Below are 21,624 nucleotides of genomic sequence, written 5' to 3'. Positions count from 1 at the left end.
CCCGACAGGACGCGCGCGCTCCGCCGCGTCCACCCCACGAGAAAAGGAGCCCCGAGATGTACAAGCTAGCCTTCTATGTCCCCCGGGAAGACGCCGAGGCGGTCAAGGAAGCCGTGTTCGCCTCCGGCGCCGGGCGCATCGGCGACTACGAGGCCTGCTGCTTCCAGACCCCGGGCACCGGGCAGTTTCGCCCGCTCGCCGGGGCCGACCCGCATATCGGCCGGGTCGGCGACCTGGAGCGGGTCGAGGAGCTCAAGGTCGAGCTGGTCTGCGACGACGCCCTGATCCGCAAGGCGGTGGCCGCCCTCAGGGCCGCCCACCCCTACGAGGAGCCGGCCTTCGATGTCTGGCGGCTGGAGGCGTTCTAGCCAGGCACTCTATCCCAGCCGCCGATCGATCCGCGCCTCCAGGGTCCGCTGGTCCTCATCGAAGCGGCGAATGCCCTCGGCCAGCTTGTCGTTGGCCATGGCGTCCTGGTTATGGCCCCAGCGGAACGCGGGCTCGCTGAGCGGTGCCGGCCGTGAGCCGCTGGCGTCTTCCATCACCACCCGGCGCTCCACCTCGCCGTCGCTGGCGGCGAGTTCCTCGAGCAGCGCCGGCGAGATGGTCAGCCGCGGGCAACCGGCCAGCGCCAGCACCTGGCCGGTGGTGCGGAAGCTCGCACCCATCACCACGGTGTCGTAGCCGCCCCGGCTCGCGCGGGCGCAGACGCCGCGCACGAACTGCACGCCCGGGTCCTCGTCCGGCGCGTAGTCGCGCCCGGTTTCCTTCTTGTACCAGTCGGTGACCCGGCCGACGAAGGGCGAGACCAGGTAGACACCGGCGTCGAAGCAGGCCTGGGCCTGGGCGTCGCTGAACAGCAGGGTCAGGTTGCAGTTGATGCCTTCGCGTTCCAGCACCTCGGCGGCGCGGATGCCCTCCCAGGTCGAGGCCAGCTTGATCAGCACGCGCTCCGGGCCCACACCGTGGCGCTCGTAGAGCGCGATCAGCTCGTGGGCCTTGGCGATGCTGGCCCGGGTATCGAAGGACAGCCTGGCCGCGACCTCGGTGGAGACGCGGCCGGGCACCCGCCTGGCGATCTCCGCGCCCTTGGCCACGGCGAGCCGGTCCGCCGCGTGCTCGACCTGCTGCTGGCGATCGCCGCCCTCGGCCTTGACCGCGTCCAGGGTCTCGGCAATCAGCTCCTGGTAGCCGGGCAGGTCGAAGGCCTTGAGCAGCAGCGAGGGGTTGGTGGTGGCATCCTGGGGCCGGTAGCGCTGGATGGCGTCGAGATCGCCGGTGTCGGCGACTACCAGGGAGTGCTGCTTGAGCGCGTCGAGTCGAGAAGGCATGGGTGGCTCCATATGTCGGAAGTCGGGATGGGCCGGCACGTCATCAGGCGACGGCATGACGTTCGGCGAGGGCCTCACGGTAGCGAGCATAGACTCCTTGATAGGCGGCAACACTCGCCGGGTCGGGGTCGGCCAGGGAGCGTTCGTCGAGATGCACCAGCCGTGTACAGAGCTGCTCCAGGGTCACCCCCTGCTCGCGTTGATGACACCAGGCCGCCTGCAGCGCCGCGCCCAGCGCCGCGGCGTCGGTGATCTCGGGGCAGATCACCTGGGTGCCGGTAATGTCGGCAACCATCTGCCGCCACACCGGGCTCTTGGCGCCACCGCCGATCAGGCGGATCTGGCTGGCCCCCTCGGCCAGCCCGCCGAGCAGTTCCAGGCCATAGCGCATGCCGAAGGTCGCCCCCTCGACCACCGCCCGGCAGAGGTTGGCCTGGGTGGTATTGACACTGGTCAGGCCCAGGAAGCTCCCCGTGGCCTCGGGCAGCATCGGCACCCGTTCGCCATTGAAGAACGGCAACACGGTGACGCCCTCGGCGCCGATGGGGGCGCTGGCGAGGCGTTCGCCGAAGGTCGCCAGGTCGAGCCCGAACAGCTCGCGCACGCGAGTCGTCGCGGAGGTCACGTTCATGGTGCAGACCAGCGGCAGCCAGCCGCCGTTGCTCGAACAGAAGTTGGCGACCATGGCGCTGTCGGGCACCACGGGCTCGGGGGAATGGGCGCAGACCGTCCCCGAGGTCCCCAGGCTCAGGGTCACCAGGCCCGGGCGGATATTGCCGGTGCCGATGGCACCGAGCATATTGTCGCCTCCCCCGCTCGACACCAGGACATCGTTGGCCAGCCCCAGCTCCCGGGCCAGTTCGGGGCGCACCGTACCGGCCGGCTCATGGGCCTCGATCAGCCGCGGCAGCACGCGGGGCGGATCGAGCTCCGGCGCGATCTCGGCGAACACGTCCTCACGCCAGCGCCGTGAACGGGTATCGAAATAGCCGGTGCCGGAGGCGTCGCCGGCCTCGGTGACCCGCTCGCCGGTGAGCCAGAAGTTGAGGTAGTCGTGGGGCAGCAGCAGGCTGTCGATGCGGTGGTAGGCGTCGGGCCGGGTGTCACGCAGCCAGGCCAGCTTGGAGGCGGTATAGCCTGTCTGCAGCACCAGCCCGAGCTTGTCGAGGCAACCCGCCTCGCCCCCGAGCCGCGCGACCAGCTCGGCATTCTGGGCGGCCGTCTCGGTATCGCACCACAGCTTGGCCGGATGGACCGGCTCGCCCCGGGCGTCCAGCGCCACCATGCCGTGCTGCTGGCCGGACACGCCGATGGCGCGGATGGCCCGGCTGTCGATGCCGGCCCTGGCCACCGCCTCATTGAGCGCGCCGCGCAGTGCCTCGACCCACTCGCCGGGCCGCTGTTCGCGCCGCCCGTTCTCGCCCTCGATCAGGCGATGGGGACGACTCGCCTCGCCGAGGATGCGCTCACCCTCGACATCGAGCACCACCACCTTGGTGCTCTGGGTACCGCAATCCACTCCGATATACATCACGCACATCCTCGTACCGAAACCAGCGCTTCCAGTGTGGCACGCGCACCGCGCTCGTGAAGCGATGTCAGGGTCTCGAGATAGGCCGTGCGGAAGCGCTCGCTCTCGGCCAGATCCCCGAACAGTTCGCGATTCTCGATAAAGGCGGCCGGTTGCTCGCGGTTCCGGGCAGCCAGGCGCCTCAGGTCGTCCTTCAAGCGGTCGACCACCTCGATGGGCTCACCCCGCTCGTCGACACCCTCAGCATAGCGGGCCCAACTGGCCACCACCGCGGCCGAACGATGGATCTCGCCGCCCTTGGCCAGTTGCTCGCGGATCACCGGCAGCAGCCACTTGGGAATGCGATCCGAGCTCTCGGCACACAGCCTCGCCAGGGTGTCCTTGATCTCGGGGTTGGCGAAGCGCTCGATCAGGGTCAGCCGGTACTGCTCGAGATCCACGCCCGGCACCGGTGCCAGGGTCGGTGAGCCCTCGCGGCGCATGTAGTCGAGCAGGAAGTCGACGAACAGCGGGTCCCGGCAGACCTCATGGGCGTAGCGGTAGCCGGCCAGGTAGCCGAAATAACACAGCGCCTGGTGGCTGGCGTTGAGCAGGCGCAGCTTCATCAGCTCGTAGGGCTCGACATCGTCGACCACCTGCACGCCGACCGCCTCGAAGGCGGGACGCCCGGCGACGAAGCGGTCCTCCAGCACCCACTGGGTGAAGGGCTCGCAGACTACCGGCCAGGCATCATCGACGCCGAAACGACCGGCCAGCTCCTGGATATCGGCGGACGCGGTCACCGGGGTGATGCGGTCGACCATGGAATTGGGAAAGGCCACCTCGGCGGCGACCCAGGCACCGAGCTCGCCGTCGCGGGCCCGGGCATAGGCGGTGAACATGCGGTGCGCCACCTCGCCGTTGCCCTGGATGTTGTCGCAGGACATCACCGTGAAGGGTGCCAGGCCGCGCTCGCGGCGGCGCGCCAACGCCTCGGTGATCAGCCCGAAGGTGGTCTTCGGTGAGGCGGGATGCGCCAGGTCGTGCTGCACCTCGGGGGTATCGAGGTCGAAGGCGCCGCTGACCGGATGGAAGTTGTAGCCGCCCTCGGTGACGGTCAACGAGACGATGCGAGTGGCCGGGTCGACCATCCGGGCGATCACCGCCTCCGGGTCGTCGGGGGCGAACAGGTAATCGATCATGCTGCCGATGACGCGGGGCTCGCGGCGGCCATCGGGGTGCTTGACCACCAGGGTATAGAGGTGGTCCTGGGCGGCCAGCGCCTCCTGCATGCGGCGGTCGCCGGGCATTACGCCGACGCCGACGATGCCCCAGTCCAGCGCCTCGCCGCGGTTCATCATCTCGTCGAGGTACATGGCCTGGTGGGCGCGGTGGAAGCCGCCGACCCCGAAGTGGACGATGCCGGGGGTGACGGCGCCGCGGTCATAGCGGGGCGTGGCGACCTCGGGGGCCAGCCGGCCCAGGTTGGCGTTGTTGAGTCGGGTCATGAAGGGTCTCCTGCCGCTCGTGGCGATGGCGTCGTATGAGGAAATGGGGGATCAGTCGCTCGCGGCCCAGTGCAGGTCGGCGGCCACCGAGGCCGCCTTGATCAGCCGGGCATTGAGCATGTCCTTGTGGCGGGTGCGCTCGATGGCGCCGGCCTGGTCCTGGCCCATCTCCCGCCAGCGCTGGATGAGGCGCGCCTCGAGCAGTTCATCGGGCACCTCGAGAAACAGCGTCATGTCGAACAGCGGACGCAGGGTGGGCCAGGGGCCCTCGTCGAGTAGCAGGTAGTTGCCCTCGACGATGACGATGCGGTGCTCGGGGGTGATCAGCCGGCCGCCGGCCCGGGCCAGGTCCAGGGGCCGGTCGAACACCGGCACGGCGACGCTGCGATCGGCGCGGCGGATGCGCTCCAGGTCGTGCTTGAGCCCGTCGCAGTCGAAGGTCTCCGGCGCCCCCTTCACGGGTACCAGCCCCCGGGGCTCGAGCACGGCGTTGTCGTAGTGGTAGCCGTCCATCGGCACCACCGCGGCGCAGTCGGCCTGGCGGGCGTTGAGTTCACGGCACAGCCAGCCCGCCAGGAAGGACTTGCCGGCGGCGGGCGGCCCCGCCAGGGCCACGATGAAGCGACGGCGATCGCCCGCCGCCTCCAGCACCCGCCCTGCCACGTCATGGATATTGGGTGTCATGTCGTCTTGTCTCTTGTCGTCAGCTCATCCAGTTGCCACCGTCGACATTGAGGGTCTGGGCGACCACATAGTCGCTGTCGTCGGAGGCCAGGAAGACCGCGGCCCCGGCGTGATCCTCGGGGCGCCCCATGCGACCATAGGGCACCGCCTCCCCCACCAGGCGCTTCTTCTCGCCGAGCGGACGGTTCTCGTAACGGGCGAAGAGCGCATCGACCTCGTCCCACATCGGGGTGTCGACCACCCCCGGCGCGATGCCGTTGACGTTGATGCCGTGCGCGATGAGCGACAGGCCGCAGGACTGGGTCAGGCTGATCACCGCCGCCTTGCTGGCACAGTAGACGCTGACCAGCGGCTCGCCGCGACGCCCGGCCTGGGACGCCATGTTGATGATCTTGCCACCCCGGCCCCGCGCGACCATGGCCTTGGCCACCGCCTGGAGCGTGAAGAAGAGCCCCTTGGTGTTCACCGCGAACTGCCGGTCGAAGCTCTCCTCGGTCACCTCGAGCACCGGTGCCATGTCGAAGATGGCGGCGTTGTTGACCAGGATGTCGATACCACCGAAGCGCTCGCCGACGCTGGCGACCATGGCATCGACCGATGCCCGGTCACAGACGTCCAGGCGCACCCCCATCACCCGCCCCGCCTCGCCTTCGGCCCGGGCGGTGAGGCTCGCTGCCGCCTCGTCGATGGCGGCCTGGTCGATATCGGCGACCACGACATTGGCGCCCTCGTCCAGGTAGCGCTCGGCAATGGCCAGGCCGATACCGCGGGCACCGCCGGTGATCACGCTTGTCTTGCTGTCGAGTTTCATTGGTTCCTGCCTCTTGTGATTGGGTTAGCGAGCCGCGGCTCGCAGGCGGGCGTGGCGCCAGTCATCGACCATCGACTCGAGTCCGTGCATGTGGTCGAGAATGCGCCAGGCCCCGGCCTCGACCAGTCGACGCGCCTGCCCCGGCTCGACGTGACTGGCCCCGGTGAAGCCGATGACCGTCATGCCGGCGGCGTGGGCCGCGGTGACGCCCGAGACGCTGTCCTCCACCACCAGGCAGTCGGCGGGAGCACAGCCCAGCTCACGGGCCGCCAGCAGGTAGAGGTCGGGGGCGGGCTTGGGGTAGGCGACCTGGTCCGCCGTGAAGACCGGCGACTCGCCAATCAACCGATCCAGGCCGGTCGTGGCCAGCGAGGCCAGGACGCGGCGGCGGCGGCTGTTGGAGACCACCGCCTTGGGCAGGGGCAGCGAGGCGATCGCCGCGGCCACGCCGTCGATGGCCTCGAGCTCCCTGGCCAGCCGCGCCTCGATGGTCCGATCGACCCGCTCGGTGGCGTCGGCCGGCAGCCGATGGCGGCTCAGCGGCTCCAGGTGGCCCAGGATGTTGGCCGTGGTCATGCCCAGGGCCTGGCGCAGCACGGTGTCGGCGGCCAGGTCGGGCAGCCACTCCCCCAGCAGCCCGACCAGGGTGGCCTCGGCGATCGCCTCGCTGTCCACCAGCACGCCGTCGCAGTCGAAGATCAGGGTATCCATGGACGCTCCCCGTCACTGGCAACCGCTTGTGGAAGACAAGCGGTTATCGTGGCGGGTGAGGCCGGCCAGGGGATGCTGGTGCAGGCTGGGCAGCGCCTGGGTCTCGGCGTCGAAGAGGTGGGCGCGGCCCGGTGCGAAGCCGAAACGCACCTTGTCGTGGACGCGATGGGCCACGTCCCCGTCGGTCATGAGGGTGACCATCGCCTCGCCCATCTGCACATAGAGCGAGGTCTGGCCGCCCAGGCGTTCGAGGACCTTGATCTCGCCCGCCAGCGGCCCCTGGTCGTCGAGCTGCAGGTGCTCGGGACGGATGCCCAGCTCCAGCGGGGAGTCGACCGCTAGCCGACTGCCATCCACCGGCACCGTGCACGCCTCGCCGCCGGGGAGCCGGATGCGCACCCCCTCGGGGCCCGACTGGACGAGGTCGACGTCGAGGAAGTTCATCTTGGGCGAACCGATGAAGCCGGCCACGAAGCGGTTGCACGGATGGTGATAGAGCTCCATGGGCGAGCCCACCTGCTCGACCACGCCGTCGTGCAGCACCACGATCTTGTCGGCCATGGTCATGGCCTCGATCTGGTCGTGGGTGACGTAGATCATGGTGGCGTCGAGCTCCTCGTGGAGTCGCGCCAGCTCGATGCGCATCTGCACGCGCAGCGCCGCATCCAGGTTGGAGAGCGGCTCGTCGAACAGGAAGATGCTGGGGTTGCGGACGATGGCCCGACCGATCGCCACGCGCTGGCGCTGGCCACCGGAGAGCGCCTTGGGCTTGCGGTCCAGCAGGGGCTCGAGCTGCAGGATCTTCGCCGCCTCGAGCACCTTCTCGCGTCGCGCCTCCTTCGGCACGCCGGCCAGGCGCATGCTGAAGCCCATGTTGTCCTCGACGGTCATGTGCGGATAGAGCGCATAGCTCTGGAACACCATGGCCAGGCCGCGGTCGGCGGGCCCCACCTCGTTCATGCGCGCCCCGTCGATGAGGATATCGCCCGAGGTGGCGCTTTCCAGCCCGGCGATCATGCGCATCAGCGTCGACTTGCCGCAGCCGGAGGGACCGACGAAGACCACGAATTCGCGGTCGTTGACCTCGAGGTCGACGCCCTTGATGACGTCGGTGTCGCCGAAGCTCTTGGTGATCTGCTTGAGTTGTAGTGTTGCCATGATGGGATTCCTTTACTTGACGGCGCCGAAGGTCAGGCCACGCACCATCTGTTTCTGGGTCAGCCAACCGAAGACGAGAATCGGCGCGATGGCCATGGTCGAGGCCGCGGAGAGCTTGGCCCAGAACAGCCCCTCGGGGCTCGAGAAGGAGGCGATGTAGGCGGTCAACGGGGCCGCCTTGGAAGACGTCAGGTTGAGGCTCCAGAAGGCCTCGTTCCAGCTCAGGATCACCGACAGCAGGCCGGTGGAGGCGATGCCCGGCAGGGTCAGCGGCAGCAGCAGGAAGCACACCTCCTGGAAGGTGGTGGCCCCGTCCATGCGCCCCGCCTCGAGGATGTCCTTGGGCATGTCCTTGAAGAAGGTGTAGAGCATCCATACCACGATCGGCAGGTTCATCAGCGTATAGATGATGATCAGGCCGGTGCGGGTATCGAGCAGCCCGACGTCGCGAAAGATCAGGTAGATGGGCACCAGCACTCCGACCGGCGGCAGCATCTTGGTGGAGAGCATCCACAGCAGGGTGCCCTTGGTGCGCCGGGTGGGGAGAAAGGCCATCGAATAGGCCGAGGGTATCGCGATCAGCAGCGCCAGCAGGGTCGAGCCGAAGGCCACCGCCACGCTGTTCAGCGCGAACCGGGTGTAGCCCGCCCGCTCCTGGACCGCCTGGTAGCTTTCCAGGGTCGGCGAGAAGATCAGGCTGGGATCGGCAATGGCCGCGGACTCGGTCTTGAAGCCCGTCAGCACCATCCAGAAGATCGGGAAGAAGATCAGCAGGGCCACCGTCCATCCCAGCACGGTCAGGCCGAGCTTGCGGGTATTGGCCGAGGCCAGGAACGGCAGTTTCGCACTGCGTGCCGGCACTGCCTGGCCGCCGCCCCGCGAGGACGTTTCCAGCCTGTCATGCTTGGTCGTTGTCGTCATGATAAGGGACTCCCGAGACACTAGTCTTCCAGGTTCTTGGCCACCATGCGGACCAGGAAAATGGCAACGATATTGGCGAGGACGATGGCGATCACCCCACCCGCGGAGGCGGTGCCGACGTCGAAGTCGAGCAGGGCCCGGATATAGATCAGGTAGGCCAGGTTGGTGGTCGCCAGTCCCGGGCCACCGGAGGTGGTGACGAAGATCTCGGCGAAGATGGTCAGCAGGAAGATCATCTCGATCATGATCACCACACTGATCGCCCGCTTGAGATGCGGCAGGGTGATGAAGAAGAAGATCGCCACCGGGCCGGCCCCGTCCATGCGTGCGGCTTCCACCTGGTCCTCGTCCAGCGACTGCATGGCGGTGAGCAGGATCAGCAGCGCGAACGGCAGCCACTGCCAGGCCACGATGATGATGATCGAGGTCAGCGGCAGCGAGGAGAACCAGTCGACGGCCGGCAGGCCGAACGACTCGGCGACCCAGGAGAGCACCCCGTTGGACGGGTGCATCATCATGTTCTTCCACACCAGGGCGCTGACCGTGGGCATGACGAAGAAGGGCGAGATGGCCAGCACCCGGGCGATGCCGCGTCCGGCGAACTCCTGCTGGAAGAGCACCGCCAGCAGGGTGCCGCCCACCACGGTGATCGCCAGCACCCAGCCGACCAGCAGCAGGGTCGTGCCCATGGCCGACCAGAGGGCCGGGTCGGTGAACAGGTATTCGTAGTTTTCCAGTCCGGCGAAGCCGGTCATCTCCGGCATCAGGAGGTTGTAGCGCTGCAGCGAAAACCACACGGTCATCGCCAGCGGCACGATCATCCACAGCAACAGCAGGGTGACGGCCGGCGCCTGCAGCGACAGGGTCCTCAGACCCCCGACGGTGCGCCCGGAAGCTCTTGTCTTGTTCATGGGATTACCCGCAAAACCAGGTAGGGAAAAGGGCCCGGCCGGGAAGACCCGGCCGGGAACGGCAGACTCCGCTCAGTCGAGGTAGCCGGCGCGCTGCATGGCGCGCTCCGTGGCGCGTTGTGCGGTCTGCAGCGCCTGCTCCACCGTGACGTCACCGGTCAGGGCCGATGCCACCGTCTGGCCCACCTGGGTGCCGATCGACTGGAACTCGGGAATGCCGACGAACTGCACGCCGACATAGGGGCTCGGCTCCAGGGTCGAATCGGTGGGATCGGCGCTGCGCATCGCCTCGAGCACGAAGCCGGCGAAGGGGGCCGCTTCCTGGTAGTTCTCATTGGCGTAGGTGGACTCGCGGGTGCCGGGCGGCACGCTGGTCCAGCCCTGGGTGTCGCCGACCAGTTCGATATACTCACGCGAGGTCGCCCACTGGATGAACGTCCTGGCGGCCTCCTGGTTCTCGGAGGTGGCGGGAATGGCCAGCGCCCAGGACCACAGCCAGTGCGAGCCCTTGGGCGTCTTGGCCACCGGCGCCGGCGCGAAGCCCAGCCGGTCGGCCACGTCGGACTCGCCGGGGTCGTACAGCTTGCCGGCCGCCGAGGTGGCGTCGACCCAGATGGCGCAGCTCCCCCGTGAGAACAGCGCCAGGTTCTCGTTGAAGCCGTTGGAGCTGGCGCCAGGCGGGCCGAAGTCGTTCAGCAGGTCGACATAGAACTGGATTGCCTCCTGCCACTCGGGCGAGTCGAGCTGGGGCTGCCAGTCTTCATCGAACCAGCGCCCGCCGAAGGTGTTCACCAGGGTCGAGACGAAGGCCATGTTCTCGCCCCAGCCCGGCTTGCCACGCAGGCAGATACCGGCCCGCTGCTCCTCGGGATCATGCAGCTGGCTGGCCCAGTCGCGGACCTCCTCCCAGCTCGGCTGCTCGGACACCTCGATGCCGGCCTCGTCGAACAGGTCCTGCCGGTAGTACATCATCGAGCTTTCGCCGTAGAACGGCAGCGCATGCAGGGTGCCGTCATTGCTCAGGCCGTCGCGCACCGAGGTCAGCAGGTCATCGACCTGGTACTCGGCGGGGAGGTCATCGAGGGGCGACAGCCAGCCGCGTTCGGCCCAGATGGGCACCTCGTAGGTGCCGATGGTCATGACGTCGAACTGGCCGCCCTGGGTGGCGATATCGGTGGTCATGCGCTGGCGCAGCACGTTCTCCTCCAGCACCACCCAGTCCAGTTCGATGTCGGGATGCGCCTCCTCGAAGGCATCGGTCAGGCTCTGCATGATCACCATGTCGTTGTTGTTGACCGTGCCAATGGTGATTTCGGTCTGGGCCTGGGCCTGGGAGGCGGCGGCGACGGCCGCCGTCAGGGTAGCCAGCGGCAGGGCTCGGGTGAGCTTCATGATGGGCTCCTGTGGGATGCGTGTTGTTGTGTGTCGCGTCGTTTTGATCAATTTGATCATCGATCAATCAAATGATCGACTACGCACCGAAAAAAAGCAAAGCCTCGGGCATTAGACTTTAGGCACAGGTATCAGCGATTGCGGATAATGCGGTGCGTCATGACATCTCGGTGAGATAGCGGGCCGCCGTCTCGTCGGTGATCAGCCCGTTGAGCCAACCGCCGCGCAGGGCGGCCAGCAGGGCCGGTCCCTTCTCCCGGCCGCCCGCGATGGCGACCAGCGGCTGCTCGCGCAGCATCTCCAGCGGCAGGCTGGTGACCCGGCGGGTGATGGAGCAGTCGATGACCTCGCCGTCACGGTTCATCGGCCAGCCGAGCAGTTCGCCCACCGTCTCGAGACCCAGCAGCTCCTCGAGGTCGCTCTCGTCGATGAAATGATCCTGGAAGAGGGTCGCCTGGGGGTCGATGCGCCCCACGCCGATGAAGGCGGTCTCGGCCTGCTTGGCCACCGCCATGATCGCCTGGAACAGGCGCTGCCCGCGCATCGCCTCCTTCTCCTCCACCGAGTCGGCGACCACCGGGGTGGGCAGCAGGAAGCGCTCGCCGCCGGTCTTGTCGGCCAGCACCATGACGCCGTCGTAGCGGTTGGCGGAACCGTCGCGCGCCACGTTGCCGACCAGCGAGACGAAGCGGTGCTGCGGTCGATCGTAACGGCTCATGGCCTCGACGGTCGCGCGGATCGAGCGCCCGGTGCCCAGCGACAGGGTCAGCGGCTCGCTGCGCACCACCAGGCGGGAGATCCGTTCCGCCCCGGCCGTGGCCAGGTAGTAGGCGGCGCCGTCGGGCGCATCCGGCTCGGCCGGCACCACGTCGCAATAGTCCAGGCCGTAGCGGTCGCGAATGGCCGCGGCCATGGCCATGCAGGCGGAGATCGGATGATCGATGCGTACCTTGATCAGCCCCTCCTGGCGGGCCAGGGCCAGCAGGCGCTGCACGCCGGGCCGGGACACGCCGAGCTGCAGGGCGATCTCGTCCTGGGTGATCCCCCCCACATAGGACATCCAGGCGGCCCGCGCGGCCTGGTCCAGCTTGCGTTCGAACTTGTCCACGGCCTGTATCCTCGTTCCGCCCGGCATCACGCTCTTCATGATACCGCCGCCGCCCCGCACAATCTCGGCTGCCGCCCCGGTCAGGCGGAACCGAAGTAGCGCTCGCGGTCCACGGCGGTGATATCGCTGATATGCAGCGGGAAATGCCCATCGCCGCGGTCGGCATAGAAGTGGCGCAGGGTGCGCTCGATGGTGGGAAAGGCGAGTTCGTCCCAGGGGATCTCGTGCTCCTCGAACAGCGCCACCTCGAGGCTCTCCGGGCCGGCGCCGAAGCCGCCCGCCAGGTCCGCCCGGAAGATCATGTAGACCTGGTTGATGTGCGGCAGGTTGATCAGGGTATAGAGGCCATGGATGCAGACCTCGGCGCAGGCCTCCTCGAGGGTCTCCCGGGCGGCGGCCTCGACGGTGGTCTCGGCGTTTTCCATGAAGCCGGCCGGCAGGGTCCAGAAACCCTGGCGCGGGGGGATGGCACGGCGACACAGCAACACCCGCGAGCCACTCACCGGCAGGGTACCGGCGACGATGCGGGGGTTCTGGTAATGAATGGTGCCGCACTCGTCGCACAGGTAGCGCGGACGGTCATCCCCGTCCGGAATGGCGAAGCGCACGGTATGGCCGCAGTGGCTGCAGAAGTTCATGGTGCTCCCTGGCAGGCTGGCGAGCGGCCCGGTAGCCGCCCGGCTCGGGGCTTGACGCCGGCGACGGCGGCCGGGTAGAAGGGATCAAACCCGATGGAAACCCCATGTTAGAGAAACTTCGCGAACGCCTGCAAGCACACCGGCCGCAGCGGCTGACGCTCGACCTGCCCCAGGCCGCGGTCCTGATGCCGATCGTCGACCGTCACGAGCCGACCCTGCTGTTCACCCGCCGCGCCGATCACCTCACCACCCACAGTGGCCAGGTGGCCTTTCCCGGCGGCAAGCGCGAGGCCCAGGACCCGGACCTGCTGAGCACGGCGCTACGCGAATCCCTCGAGGAGATCGCCCTGCCCCGCGAACGGGTCGAGCTGCTCGGCCGGCTCTCGGACGTCATCTCGCTGTACGGCATCAGCGTCACCCCCTACGTCGGCCTGATTCCCCCGGACCTGCCGCTCGTGCCCGACCTCAACGAGCTGGATGCGATCTTCGAGGTGCCGCTGTCGCTGTTCCTCGAGGACCGTCGCCACCACACCGACGTGATCCCGGTGAACGGTCGACCGCACTTCGTGCCGAGCTACCATGTCGCCGGCCAGGTGATCTGGGGGCTCTCGGCCATGATGCTGGTGGAACTGCTGGCCGAGGGCTTCGGCCGCGAGATCAGCCTCCACCGCGAGCCAGCGGGCGGTCGGCTGTGCTATTTTCCCGAGCGACTCCTGCGGGCCCGGGATGGCCTGGCCCGGGCGCCCTGACACCCATCTCCGCTGCCGCATGGGGACACGCCACTGACTCCACGACTCATACACCCCGTCCTGGACACCGCCGCCCTGCCCCGCCTGGTCGACGCCCTGGTGGAACAGGGCTGGTACCTCGGCGAAGCTGTCATCGCCCCCGAGCTCTGCGCCGAGCTCCACCGCGAGTTGACGCTCCTGGCCGACCACGACGCCCTGGACGCCGCCGGCATCGGCCGTGGCCAGGCGCACGCCCTGCGCCGCGACATCCGCGGCGACGCCATCCGTTGGCTCGACCGCGAGAGCCTGGCCCAGCGCCGCTATCTCGACGCCATGGGCGAGCTGCAGAACGCGCTCAACCGGGCGCTGTTCCTGGGGCTCTTCGAGTACGAGGCGCACTTCGCCCACTACCCGCCCGGCGCCTTCTACCAGCGCCATCTCGACAGCTTTCGCGGCCGCGCCAACCGGGTCATCTCCACCGTGGCCTACCTCAACCCCGACTGGCCCGCCGACGGCGGCGGCGAGATGGTGATCTTCGACGCCATCGACCCCGAGCGCGAGGTGGCGCGGGCGCGCCCCGCGGCCGGCACCTTCGTCTGCTTCCTCTCCGAAACCGTTCCCCACGAGGTGCTGCCCACCCGCCTGCCCCGGGCCAGCATCGCCGGCTGGTTCCGGCGCAACGCCTCGCTGGGCGGCCGGGTGGACCCGGCACGCTGATGGCGGGCAACGACGACACCCGCCGGCGCCCGTCGTGGCGGGCCGCGCTCGAGGCCCGCTGTGCCGAGCTGGAGGCCCGTAACGCGGCCCTCGAGGCGGAGAAACGCCATTACCAATGGTTGGCGGAGAGCACCACCGACCTGATCTCGCGCCACGCCCGGGACGGTACCTTCCTCTACGCCTCGCGGGCCGCCCGCGACCTGCTCGGCTATGAGCCCGAGGAGCTGATCGGCGTCTCCGCCTACGACCTCTTCCACCCGTCGGACCTGGCCGACCTGCTCAACAAGTCGCCGCGGGTCTACTACCACGACGGCTTCTACCAGCAGACCTACCGCTTCCGTGCCAGGGACGGCCACTACGTCTGGTTCGAGACCACCAGCCGCACCCGTCGCGACCCGGCCACCGGCGAGCTGCTCGACATCCTCTGCGTCTCCCGCGACGTGGGCCGGCGCATCCGCGCCGAGGCCAACCGCGAGCGCCTCGCCCGGGTGGTGGAATCCACCACCGACTACGTGCTCTTCGTCGACGGCCAGGAGCGACTCTTCTACTCCAACGAGGCCGCCCGCCGGCTGCTTTCCCTGCCCCGGGAGGGGGGTGACGCCTGCCTGGAGCAGGCCTATACGCCGGCGTCGCTGGGCGTGCTGCGCGAGATCGTGCTGCCCGCCGTGGCCCGCTACGGCTCCTGGAGCGGCGAGCTGGAGATGCGCGGCCCGCGGGGGCCGGTGCCGGTCCTCAGCGTGGTGCTCGCCCACCGCGGCCCCGGCGCCGAGCCCGACCACCTCTCGCTGCTCAACCGCGACATCGGCCTGCGCAAGGCCGCCGAGGCCCAGGCCCGCCACCACCAGGAGCAGATCGCCCACGCCAACCGCCTGGCGACCACCGGCGAGCTGGCCTCCAACATCGCCCACGAGCTCAACCAGCCGCTGGGCGCCATCGCCAACTACGCCAGCGGCGCCCTGATGCAACTGCGCGCCGACCCCGGCCGGCCGGCCGGTGACCTGGAACTGCCGCTGACGCGCATCAGCGACCAGATCCAGCGCCTGGCCGAGCGGCTCCGCCATATCCGCACCTTCGTGCGCAAGGGCCAGACGCGCCCGCGCCCGGTGGCGCTCGCCGAAGTGGTCGACGCCGCCTGCCGGCTCTGCGAATGGCAGTACCACCAGGCCGGCGTCGCGCTCGAGCACGAGCTGCCCGAGACGCTGCCGCGGGTACAGGCCGACCCGGTGGCGCTCGAACAGGTGCTGGTCAACCTGCTGCTCAACGCCCTGGAAGCGAGCCGCAACCACCCCGGCGCCGATCGGGTGGAGATCCGGGCACGGCGCAGCGGCCCCCGGGAGGTCACCTTCACGGTCGACGACCGCGGCCCGGGCATTGCACCGGACGACGTCGAACGCATCTTCGCCCCCTTCCACTCCACGCGCCCCGACGGCCTGGGCATGGGGCTCGCCATCAGCCACTCGCTGATGGAGGCCATGGGGGGTCGCCTGGCGCTGGCCCCGGACGACGGTTCCGGCGGCGCCACCTTTGCCGGTACACTGCTCACCGAGCCCGCGCCGCTGCCCCCGGCGTAGCTCGCCCCACCTTGACTGCCCGGAGCCCCGCGTGACCGAGACCGCCAGCCCCCCGCCCTGCATCGCCGTGGTCGACGACGACGAGGCCCTGCGCGACTCCCTGGCCTGGCTGCTGGAATCGGTGGGCCTGTCGACCCGTGCCTACGGCGACGGCGAGGCCTTCCTCGCCGCGGCCCCCGAGGCCCACGACGCCATCCTGCTCGACGTGCGCATGCCCGGCCTGTCCGGCCTGCAGGTACAACAGCGGCTCAACGAGCGCGGCGACACCCCCCCGGTGATCTTCATGACCGGCCATGGCGACGTGCCCATGGCGGTGGCGGCGCTCAAGGCCGGCGCCTTCGACTTCATCGAGAAGCCCTTCAACCACCAGCAGCTGATCGACTGCGTGCAGCAGGCGCTGGCCGAGCACCAGCGAAAGCGCCGGGCCCGCTCGCGGCTCGAGACCCTCCAGGCACGCTACGTTGCCCTGCGCCCCAAGGAGCAGCAGATCCTGGTCCACGTGGCCGAGGGCATGACCAGCCGCGAGATCGCCGACCACCTCGGCGTCAGCGCCAAGACCGTGGAGGTCTACCGGCTGCGTGCCATGAAGGCGCTGGGGGCCGCCAATCTGGCCGAACTGGTCAGGATCTGCGTGGCGCTGGGGCTGGTGGAGGCGCTACCGACGGAACCTCGGCAGCGGTAGGTGGAGACGGTTCTTCCACCGGAGTGTGCGGTACCGTACCGACATCGTGCGTGCCGGACGCCAACCTATAGCTCATGGAACCCCAAGCGCCGACTATCGACATCACCGCCGAGCCACGGGCATTGAAGCGCGCCCTGGGCGAGTACCGCACGCCGCGCCTGGCGCGCAGCGTCGTGGAACTCATGGTCACGGTGGTCCCCTTCGCCGCCCTCTGGATACTGATGTGGGGCACCCTGAGCGCCGGCCACTGGCTTGGCCTGTTGCTCGCCGTGCCCGCCGCGGGGTTTCTCGTGCGCTTGTTCATGATCCAGCACGACTGCAGCCACGGGTCATTCTTTCGTTCCCGACGTGCCAATGACTGGGTCGGCCGAGCCATCGGCATCTTGACCCTGACGCCCTACGATCTCTGGCGACACAGCCATGTCCTCCATCATGCCAACTCCGGCAATCTCGATCGCCCGCGCGTCGGCGGCATCGACACCCTGACCGTGCGCGAGTTCCGGGGCTTGCCGCGAACGCAGCAGCTACTCTATCGCTTGTACCGGCACCCGCTGGTGCTGTTCGGTGTCGGCCCGACGTACCTGTTCATCCTGGACCATCGCCTGCCAGTGGGTTTCATGCGCGCGGGCTGGATGCCCTGGCTGAGCACCATGAGCACCAACGCGGCGCTCGCGCTTCTCGTCACCACCATGATCTGGCTGGTCGGCGTGAACCCCTTTCTGCTCGTGCAACTGCCCATCACGCTTCTCGCCTCATCGATCGGCGTCTGGCTGTTCTATGTCCAGCACCAGTTCGAGGACACCCTGTGGGAGCACGACGACGACTGGACGTTCCACGAGGCGGCGCTGTACGGCAGTTCCCACTATGACCTGCCGGGCCCCCTGCGCTGGTTCACCGCCAATATCGGGATCCACCATGTCCATCATCTCTGCAGCCGCATCCCCTCCTACCGGCTGTCCGAAGTGCTGCGCGACCATCCCGAACTGCGCCATATCGGCCGCCTCACCCCGCGGCAAAGCCTCGAGTCGGTGCGGCTTGTGCTGTGGGATGAGGAGCAGCGTCGCCTGGTCTCCTTTGCCGAGGCGCACGGGGCGGCCACCGACCGGGCTCCTAAACCGTGACCTCGTCGAGGAAGCCGTTGCCGCTGTCGGCGGCGGGCGCCTTCTCGGGTTCGGGGGGCGGCTCCAGGGCCTCGACCTGGCCGTCGGGGTTATCCAGCAGCTGGCGCAGCTGTTCGTAGTTCAGTGCCACGCTGGCCTCGCTGCTGTTGCGCTCCAGCAGTGCCAGGGTCTCGAGCAGCGCCGCCATGCCCTCCTCCTGCTCCTCGAGGGCCTGGTAGACCTGCACATAGGGCGTGTCGCCCTCCCAGCCGGCCTTGATCGGCTGGTCGATGATGTTGACTCGGGTGCCCTCCGGGACCCGATCGAACACCGACTCGATGTCCTCCGGGAACATGCGGATGCAGCCGCGGCTGGCGCGCATGCCGATGCCATCGGGCTGGTTGGTGCCGTGGATCAGGTAGCCGGGGATGTCGAGCAGGATGGCGTGGCGGCCCAGGGGGTTGTCGGGGCCGGGGGGCACCACCTCGGGGGGCGGGTCGCCACGCTCGGCGGCCTCTTCGCGCATCGAGCTGGGCGGATACCAGGCCGGATCCTCGAGGCGCATGGTGGTCTTGGTCACCCCCAGCGGGGTGTTGTAGCCCTCGCGGCCGATGCCGATGGGGTAGGTCTCGACCCGCGGCGTCTCGCCCTCGCCCACCTCGGGATAATAGTAGAGCCGCAGCTCGGCGATGTTGATCACGATGCCCTCGCGCGCCACCGGCGGCAGGATACGACGCGCCGGGATCACCACCTCGGTGCCCTCGCCCGGCACCCAGATGCTGACATCGGGATTGGCCCGGCGGATCTCCTCGTAGCCCACGTTGTGCTCGCGGGCCACGTCGAGCAGCGTCTCGTCCTCGCGGGTCTCGACGGTGTAGACCTCACCGATCACATCGCCGTCATCGGGCAGCGGGTAATGCCCCTTGGGCCACTCGGTCGCTTCCTCGGCCAGGGTCACGACCGAGAAAAGCAGGCCGCTGGCCACCAGCAGCCCTCCCAGGGTCCGCCTCAACCACCGCGGGGCTTGCCCCGACACACCAGGGTTACAGCTCGCTATTGCCATACTCTCGCCTCTTCCATGCTGCCGCGGTCCTCGCAACCTCGGCACGATCATCATGCACCAGTGTACCGGGAGCGCGCCCATCATGAGCAGGAACACTGTTGGGTTTTGTCACAGACGCCCCTCATGCCTTACGCCGAACCCGGTCGGCCGGCGGTCACAGCACCGCCGCCACGACCAGCAGACCGCAAGCGCAGGGGGTCTTGATGCGGATCAAGTCTCGTTCGGCGCCAGCGGGCTATGCTGAAACACCTATCGCCTCGTCACGAGGGCCCATGCCTCATGCAGCAGCAGGCGTCACGAGGCGGCGCCGAACTCCGCTCCCCCTTCGATCCGGGCATGGCGCCGGCTCGAGTCCCTTCCCCTTGTTCAACAAAGCGAGAGTGAATCATGAACATTACAACCTTTCATGACGTGGTCGAGTGGACACGGGCGTTACATGAGCATCTGGCACAGTGCCTGAAACATTGCGCTTCACAGCATGAAGAAGAGCGTGCCAAGTGGCTGCTGGGCTATCTGTCGGATCATGAAGCGGCGCTGGAAACAGTCGTGGCCGGTTTCGAGAAGCAGGCCGATCCCAAGGCATTGAACACCTGGCTCTACGACTACCAGTCATATGCCCCCATCAAACCGCACAAGACATGCACCGAACCCTACGCAAAGATGAGCTTCGACGAGATATGTCAGGAGATCTTCGACCTCCACGAGCAGGTCATCGGTTTCTACCGCTATCTCGAAGGCCGTACCGAGATTCCCGAGACGCGCGCGTTGATCGGTGAGCTCCTGAAACTGGAAGAGCATGAAGCGATGCGCCTGGTCCACCAGACCAACCGCTCCAGGGATCTCTGAATGACTCATGAGCGTTCCAGCTCGGCGACGGTTCGGACGTCGCCAGATGAACTGGTATACGCGGACCAGACACCGGCGTTCGAGCGAGTGTGTGCACTGTCTGCACACCACGTGACCTTCTATGAAACCTTTGTGGGGCCCTGGATACGGCTATTTTCAGGCGCCAGTGAGACACGGTGACAGCGACCCACCTTTGCGGGCTCAACGCCGAAGCCGATGCCTGGCAGGAAGTGTTCGCCCTCCAGTCCCGGATGGCCTGCCATGACAGCTCCAAGGCTCATGGCGGGCATTATCCTGGATGTTCTGATCAACGAAACGGTAATGCTCTTCCTTGAAACGCGTCCACCAGTCATGGCAGATCTTGACACCATGCTCCGTCAGGATTTCCTCGATGCAGTCGAGACAAAGACGTGAGGCGTCGTAGGCGAGATCGAGGGTGTGTTTCTTGTCATCGAACGTCACCCGGTCGATGCCATAGAGCCCATCGATCTCGCCGATGGCCGCTTGAAGCTGCTCGTGATCACAGGGTTCCAGCTTCAGATGCCTGCTGACACAGGTCACTTCGGAAACCCCCAAGCGATGCTCATCCTTCATGTCACTTCCTCCCTTCGATACCAGGCCATACGATTCTGGAACACCTCGACACCCGACGGCCCCGGATGGCGGTCATGAAAGCGAGTGTCTCCGCGGGAACGCATGGACGTTCCTTCACTATAAGGGCGGTCAACGATGCCTGCCTTGACACAGGTCACGTCGCTCACTTTCCTCAAATCGGCGATGGGATCTGTGCCCTTATCGGATGGCATGGGAATGAGGGAAGGGGCCGAAGCCACTGGATTGACGGGGATCAAGCGGGAGGTCATGCCAGTGGTCTATGGTTGAGGATAGAATCTTGTTACTGCTCCAGGAATCACCTTCCATGTTTCAGCGACCGTCATCGCCCCGTGTTCCGCCTCTCCTGACCTTGAATTGGGTCAGGCCCGCGCTGGTGGGGCTGGTAGTGGTGGTTGCCTTGCTGCTGAGCGGACACTCCCTGGCTGCCATGGAGCAGACTGGGCAAGCCAGCGCCAGCCGGAACGGCGTCTCCGCCACGACCGTGGCCTTTTTGTTGGAGTGGAACGACCATCACTGTCAGCACGATGAAGGCCGTGTCTCGTCAGCCTGGGGGCTGGCCCATGGCAAGCGCCAGGATCCCCAAGGCGATAGTGGTCCCGCCATCGGCTTCGCGGCCCCCTGCGCCCGCCTGATCACGGCGGCAGCCGGCAAGCCGTCTCGTCCAGCCCGTTCTGCCCCCCTTCCTCTCTTCCTCTTGACGCAGCGCCTGCGTCCCTGAGCCTCCGGTCCGACGAGCCCTACCAGCGATGCGATCGATGATAGGCCGAACATCCGCGCGCTTGGGCTCACTGCAGACGCTCGTAGCCCGCAAATACGACGGGCCAGTGCTTGGACATCGCAACCGGGGAGGACAAGACAATGACGAACGATCGGTGCCATCCGCTCAGGATGGCCACGCTCCTGGTGATGCTGGTCGTCCCCCCGACCACCGTGGCGAACGACGAGCACGATTCCGTTCCCCAGGCGGAGAGTGCGACATCATCGACGGCGCCTTCCGAGCCACAGTCCCTCGAGCAGCGAGTCGCCACTCTCGAGGAGGAACTGGCCAGGGTCGAGACGAGCCTGGAGGCTCTGCAGCCCGACATGACCATGATCATGCCGGATTTTGCCGAACGCTTTCATGTCATGCATCGAGCCGGAGACGCTGGCGACTGGGCCGTGGCCAATCACGAATTATTGACGATGCGACAGATCACCGACCGAGTGAAGCGCTTCGATCCGCAGAACGGTGCTCTGCTCGACAGCTACCTGTCGGGACCACTGAACAAGCTCGCGGAACTCATCGAGCATCGTGACCAGGAAGCGTTCGGCCAGGCCCTGGAGCAGACGGTTCAGGTCTGCAATGCCTGTCATCAGGCGGTGGGGAGTCCCTTCATCCGGGTCACGCTCGAGCCTCCGGAGGCGCTGAACATGCGCCACCCCCATCAACTCCAGTCGAGCGAGGCCTCTCGCGTGCACACCCATGGCGAAGCGCGAGAGGCCATGGGCGGCCACATGTCCGGTGGCCATCACGAGGGGGAGACCACGGATGATCACTAGCCCTGGATCATGAGCCATGTGTTGACTGGTCCGTGGTCGATGACGGTCTCATCGACGTCTTCCATGACATCCCGACCTCC

At 67.6% G+C, this 21,624-nt stretch carries 22 protein-coding genes; 8 read left to right on the top strand and 14 right to left on the bottom strand.

The genetic code is table 11. The annotated features are described in order from the left end of the window. Positions 1–56 precede the first annotated feature (56 nt). Positions 57–368 (top strand): YqfO family protein, encoded by a 312-nt coding sequence (locus tag MKP05_RS05530; protein WP_240567390.1) that lies wholly within the window; start codon positions 57–59, stop codon positions 366–368. Between the two features lie 9 nt (positions 369–377). Here the strand turns inward: MKP05_RS05530 and tal are convergent, their stop codons facing one another. The 12 genes from tal to MKP05_RS05470 form a co-directional block, all read right to left on the bottom strand. Further along, positions 378–1,331, bottom strand: a complete 954-nt coding sequence (gene tal, locus MKP05_RS05525) for a transaldolase (RefSeq protein ID WP_110283574.1) — start codon at positions 1,329–1,331, stop codon at positions 378–380. 43 nt (positions 1,332–1,374) lie between these two features. Then, positions 1,375–2,862, bottom strand: coding sequence for a xylulokinase (gene xylB, locus MKP05_RS05520; RefSeq protein WP_240567461.1), 1,488 nt, complete (start codon positions 2,860–2,862; stop codon positions 1,375–1,377). Then, complete coding sequence (locus MKP05_RS05515; RefSeq protein ID WP_240567389.1) at positions 2,862–4,349, bottom strand: mannitol dehydrogenase family protein; 1,488 nt, start codon at positions 4,347–4,349, stop codon at positions 2,862–2,864. Before MKP05_RS05515 ends, xylB begins: the two co-directional genes overlap by 1 nt. Positions 4,350–4,400: 51 nt before the next feature. Further along, on the bottom strand, positions 4,401–5,033 hold the full coding sequence (locus tag MKP05_RS05510) for a nucleoside triphosphate hydrolase (protein ID WP_240567388.1): 633 nt from the start codon (positions 5,031–5,033) through the stop codon (positions 4,401–4,403). Positions 5,034–5,052: 19 nt separating this feature from the next. Continuing rightward, complete coding sequence (locus tag MKP05_RS05505; RefSeq protein ID WP_240567387.1) at positions 5,053–5,844, bottom strand: L-iditol 2-dehydrogenase; 792 nt, start codon at positions 5,842–5,844, stop codon at positions 5,053–5,055. A 24-nt stretch (positions 5,845–5,868) separates the two neighbouring features. Next, on the bottom strand, positions 5,869–6,555 hold the full coding sequence (locus MKP05_RS05500; protein ID WP_240567386.1) for an HAD family hydrolase: 687 nt from the start codon (positions 6,553–6,555) through the stop codon (positions 5,869–5,871). 12 nt (positions 6,556–6,567) lie between these two features. Beyond that, on the bottom strand, positions 6,568–7,713 hold the full coding sequence (locus tag MKP05_RS05495; RefSeq protein WP_240567385.1) for an ABC transporter ATP-binding protein: 1,146 nt from the start codon (positions 7,711–7,713) through the stop codon (positions 6,568–6,570). A 12-nt stretch (positions 7,714–7,725) separates the two neighbouring features. Continuing rightward, complete coding sequence (locus MKP05_RS05490) at positions 7,726–8,634, bottom strand: carbohydrate ABC transporter permease (RefSeq protein ID WP_240567384.1); 909 nt, start codon at positions 8,632–8,634, stop codon at positions 7,726–7,728. Positions 8,635–8,654: 20 nt separating this feature from the next. After that, positions 8,655–9,545, bottom strand: a complete 891-nt coding sequence (locus MKP05_RS05485; RefSeq protein ID WP_240567383.1) for a carbohydrate ABC transporter permease — start codon at positions 9,543–9,545, stop codon at positions 8,655–8,657. A 72-nt stretch (positions 9,546–9,617) separates the two neighbouring features. After that, positions 9,618–10,937 carry an ABC transporter substrate-binding protein gene (locus tag MKP05_RS05480; RefSeq protein ID WP_110283566.1) on the bottom strand — a complete coding sequence of 440 codons (1,320 nt, stop codon included), beginning with the start codon at positions 10,935–10,937 and terminating at the stop codon, positions 9,618–9,620. Between the two features lie 157 nt (positions 10,938–11,094). Then, a complete protein-coding gene (locus tag MKP05_RS05475; RefSeq protein WP_110283565.1) occupies positions 11,095–12,045 on the bottom strand; it encodes a sugar-binding transcriptional regulator in 951 nt (316 codons plus the stop codon). 80 nt (positions 12,046–12,125) lie between these two features. Then, positions 12,126–12,683: an NUDIX hydrolase gene (locus MKP05_RS05470; RefSeq protein WP_240567382.1), complete on the bottom strand. Its 558-nt coding sequence runs from the start codon at positions 12,681–12,683 to the stop codon at positions 12,126–12,128. A 104-nt stretch (positions 12,684–12,787) separates the two neighbouring features. Here MKP05_RS05470 and MKP05_RS05465 point away from each other — a divergent pair, with 104 nt between their 5' ends. The 5 genes from MKP05_RS05465 to MKP05_RS05440 all read left to right on the top strand — a co-directional run bounded on the left by MKP05_RS05465 (position 12,788) and on the right by MKP05_RS05440 (position 17,502). After that, positions 12,788–13,432 (top strand): CoA pyrophosphatase, encoded by a 645-nt coding sequence (locus MKP05_RS05465; RefSeq protein ID WP_240567381.1) that lies wholly within the window; start codon positions 12,788–12,790, stop codon positions 13,430–13,432. Between the two features lie 33 nt (positions 13,433–13,465). After that, positions 13,466–14,128, top strand: coding sequence for a 2OG-Fe(II) oxygenase (locus MKP05_RS05460; RefSeq protein WP_439108967.1), 663 nt, complete (start codon positions 13,466–13,468; stop codon positions 14,126–14,128). Continuing rightward, positions 14,128–15,699 carry a PAS domain-containing sensor histidine kinase gene (locus tag MKP05_RS21745; protein ID WP_276316527.1) on the top strand — a complete coding sequence of 524 codons (1,572 nt, stop codon included), beginning with the start codon at positions 14,128–14,130 and terminating at the stop codon, positions 15,697–15,699. Before MKP05_RS05460 ends, MKP05_RS21745 begins: the two co-directional genes overlap by 1 nt. Positions 15,700–15,730: 31 nt before the next feature. Next, positions 15,731–16,381 (top strand): response regulator transcription factor, encoded by a 651-nt coding sequence (locus MKP05_RS05445; protein ID WP_240567379.1) that lies wholly within the window; start codon positions 15,731–15,733, stop codon positions 16,379–16,381. Between the two features lie 74 nt (positions 16,382–16,455). After that, positions 16,456–17,502, top strand: a complete 1,047-nt coding sequence (locus tag MKP05_RS05440; RefSeq protein ID WP_240567378.1) for a fatty acid desaturase — start codon at positions 16,456–16,458, stop codon at positions 17,500–17,502. Here the strand turns inward: MKP05_RS05440 and MKP05_RS05435 are convergent. Then, positions 17,492–18,466 carry a L,D-transpeptidase family protein gene (locus MKP05_RS05435; RefSeq protein ID WP_338072339.1) on the bottom strand — a complete coding sequence of 325 codons (975 nt, stop codon included), beginning with the start codon at positions 18,464–18,466 and terminating at the stop codon, positions 17,492–17,494. The genes MKP05_RS05440 and MKP05_RS05435 overlap by 11 nt on opposite strands. A 465-nt stretch (positions 18,467–18,931) precedes the next feature. Here MKP05_RS05435 and MKP05_RS05430 point away from each other — a divergent pair, with 465 nt between their 5' ends. Then, a complete protein-coding gene (locus MKP05_RS05430) occupies positions 18,932–19,390 on the top strand; it encodes an ATPase (RefSeq protein WP_240567376.1) in 459 nt (152 codons plus the stop codon). Positions 19,391–19,591: 201 nt separating this feature from the next. Here MKP05_RS05430 and MKP05_RS05425 read toward each other — a convergent pair whose 3' ends face one another. Then, positions 19,592–19,984: a cation transporter gene (locus MKP05_RS05425; RefSeq protein ID WP_110283556.1), complete on the bottom strand. Its 393-nt coding sequence runs from the start codon at positions 19,982–19,984 to the stop codon at positions 19,592–19,594. An 879-nt stretch (positions 19,985–20,863) separates the two neighbouring features. Here MKP05_RS05425 and MKP05_RS05420 point away from each other — a divergent pair. Beyond that, complete coding sequence (locus MKP05_RS05420) at positions 20,864–21,544, top strand: hypothetical protein (protein WP_240567375.1); 681 nt, start codon at positions 20,864–20,866, stop codon at positions 21,542–21,544. Positions 21,545–21,624: the final 80 nt, after the last annotated feature.

Origin of the sequence: Halomonas flagellata (assembly GCF_022487945.1) — a bacterium.
GTDB classification, from domain to species: domain Bacteria; phylum Pseudomonadota; class Gammaproteobacteria; order Pseudomonadales; family Halomonadaceae; genus Halomonas; species Halomonas flagellata.
Note: the sequence above shows the minus strand (reverse complement) of the source record. Positions and strands in the feature narration are given on the sequence as shown.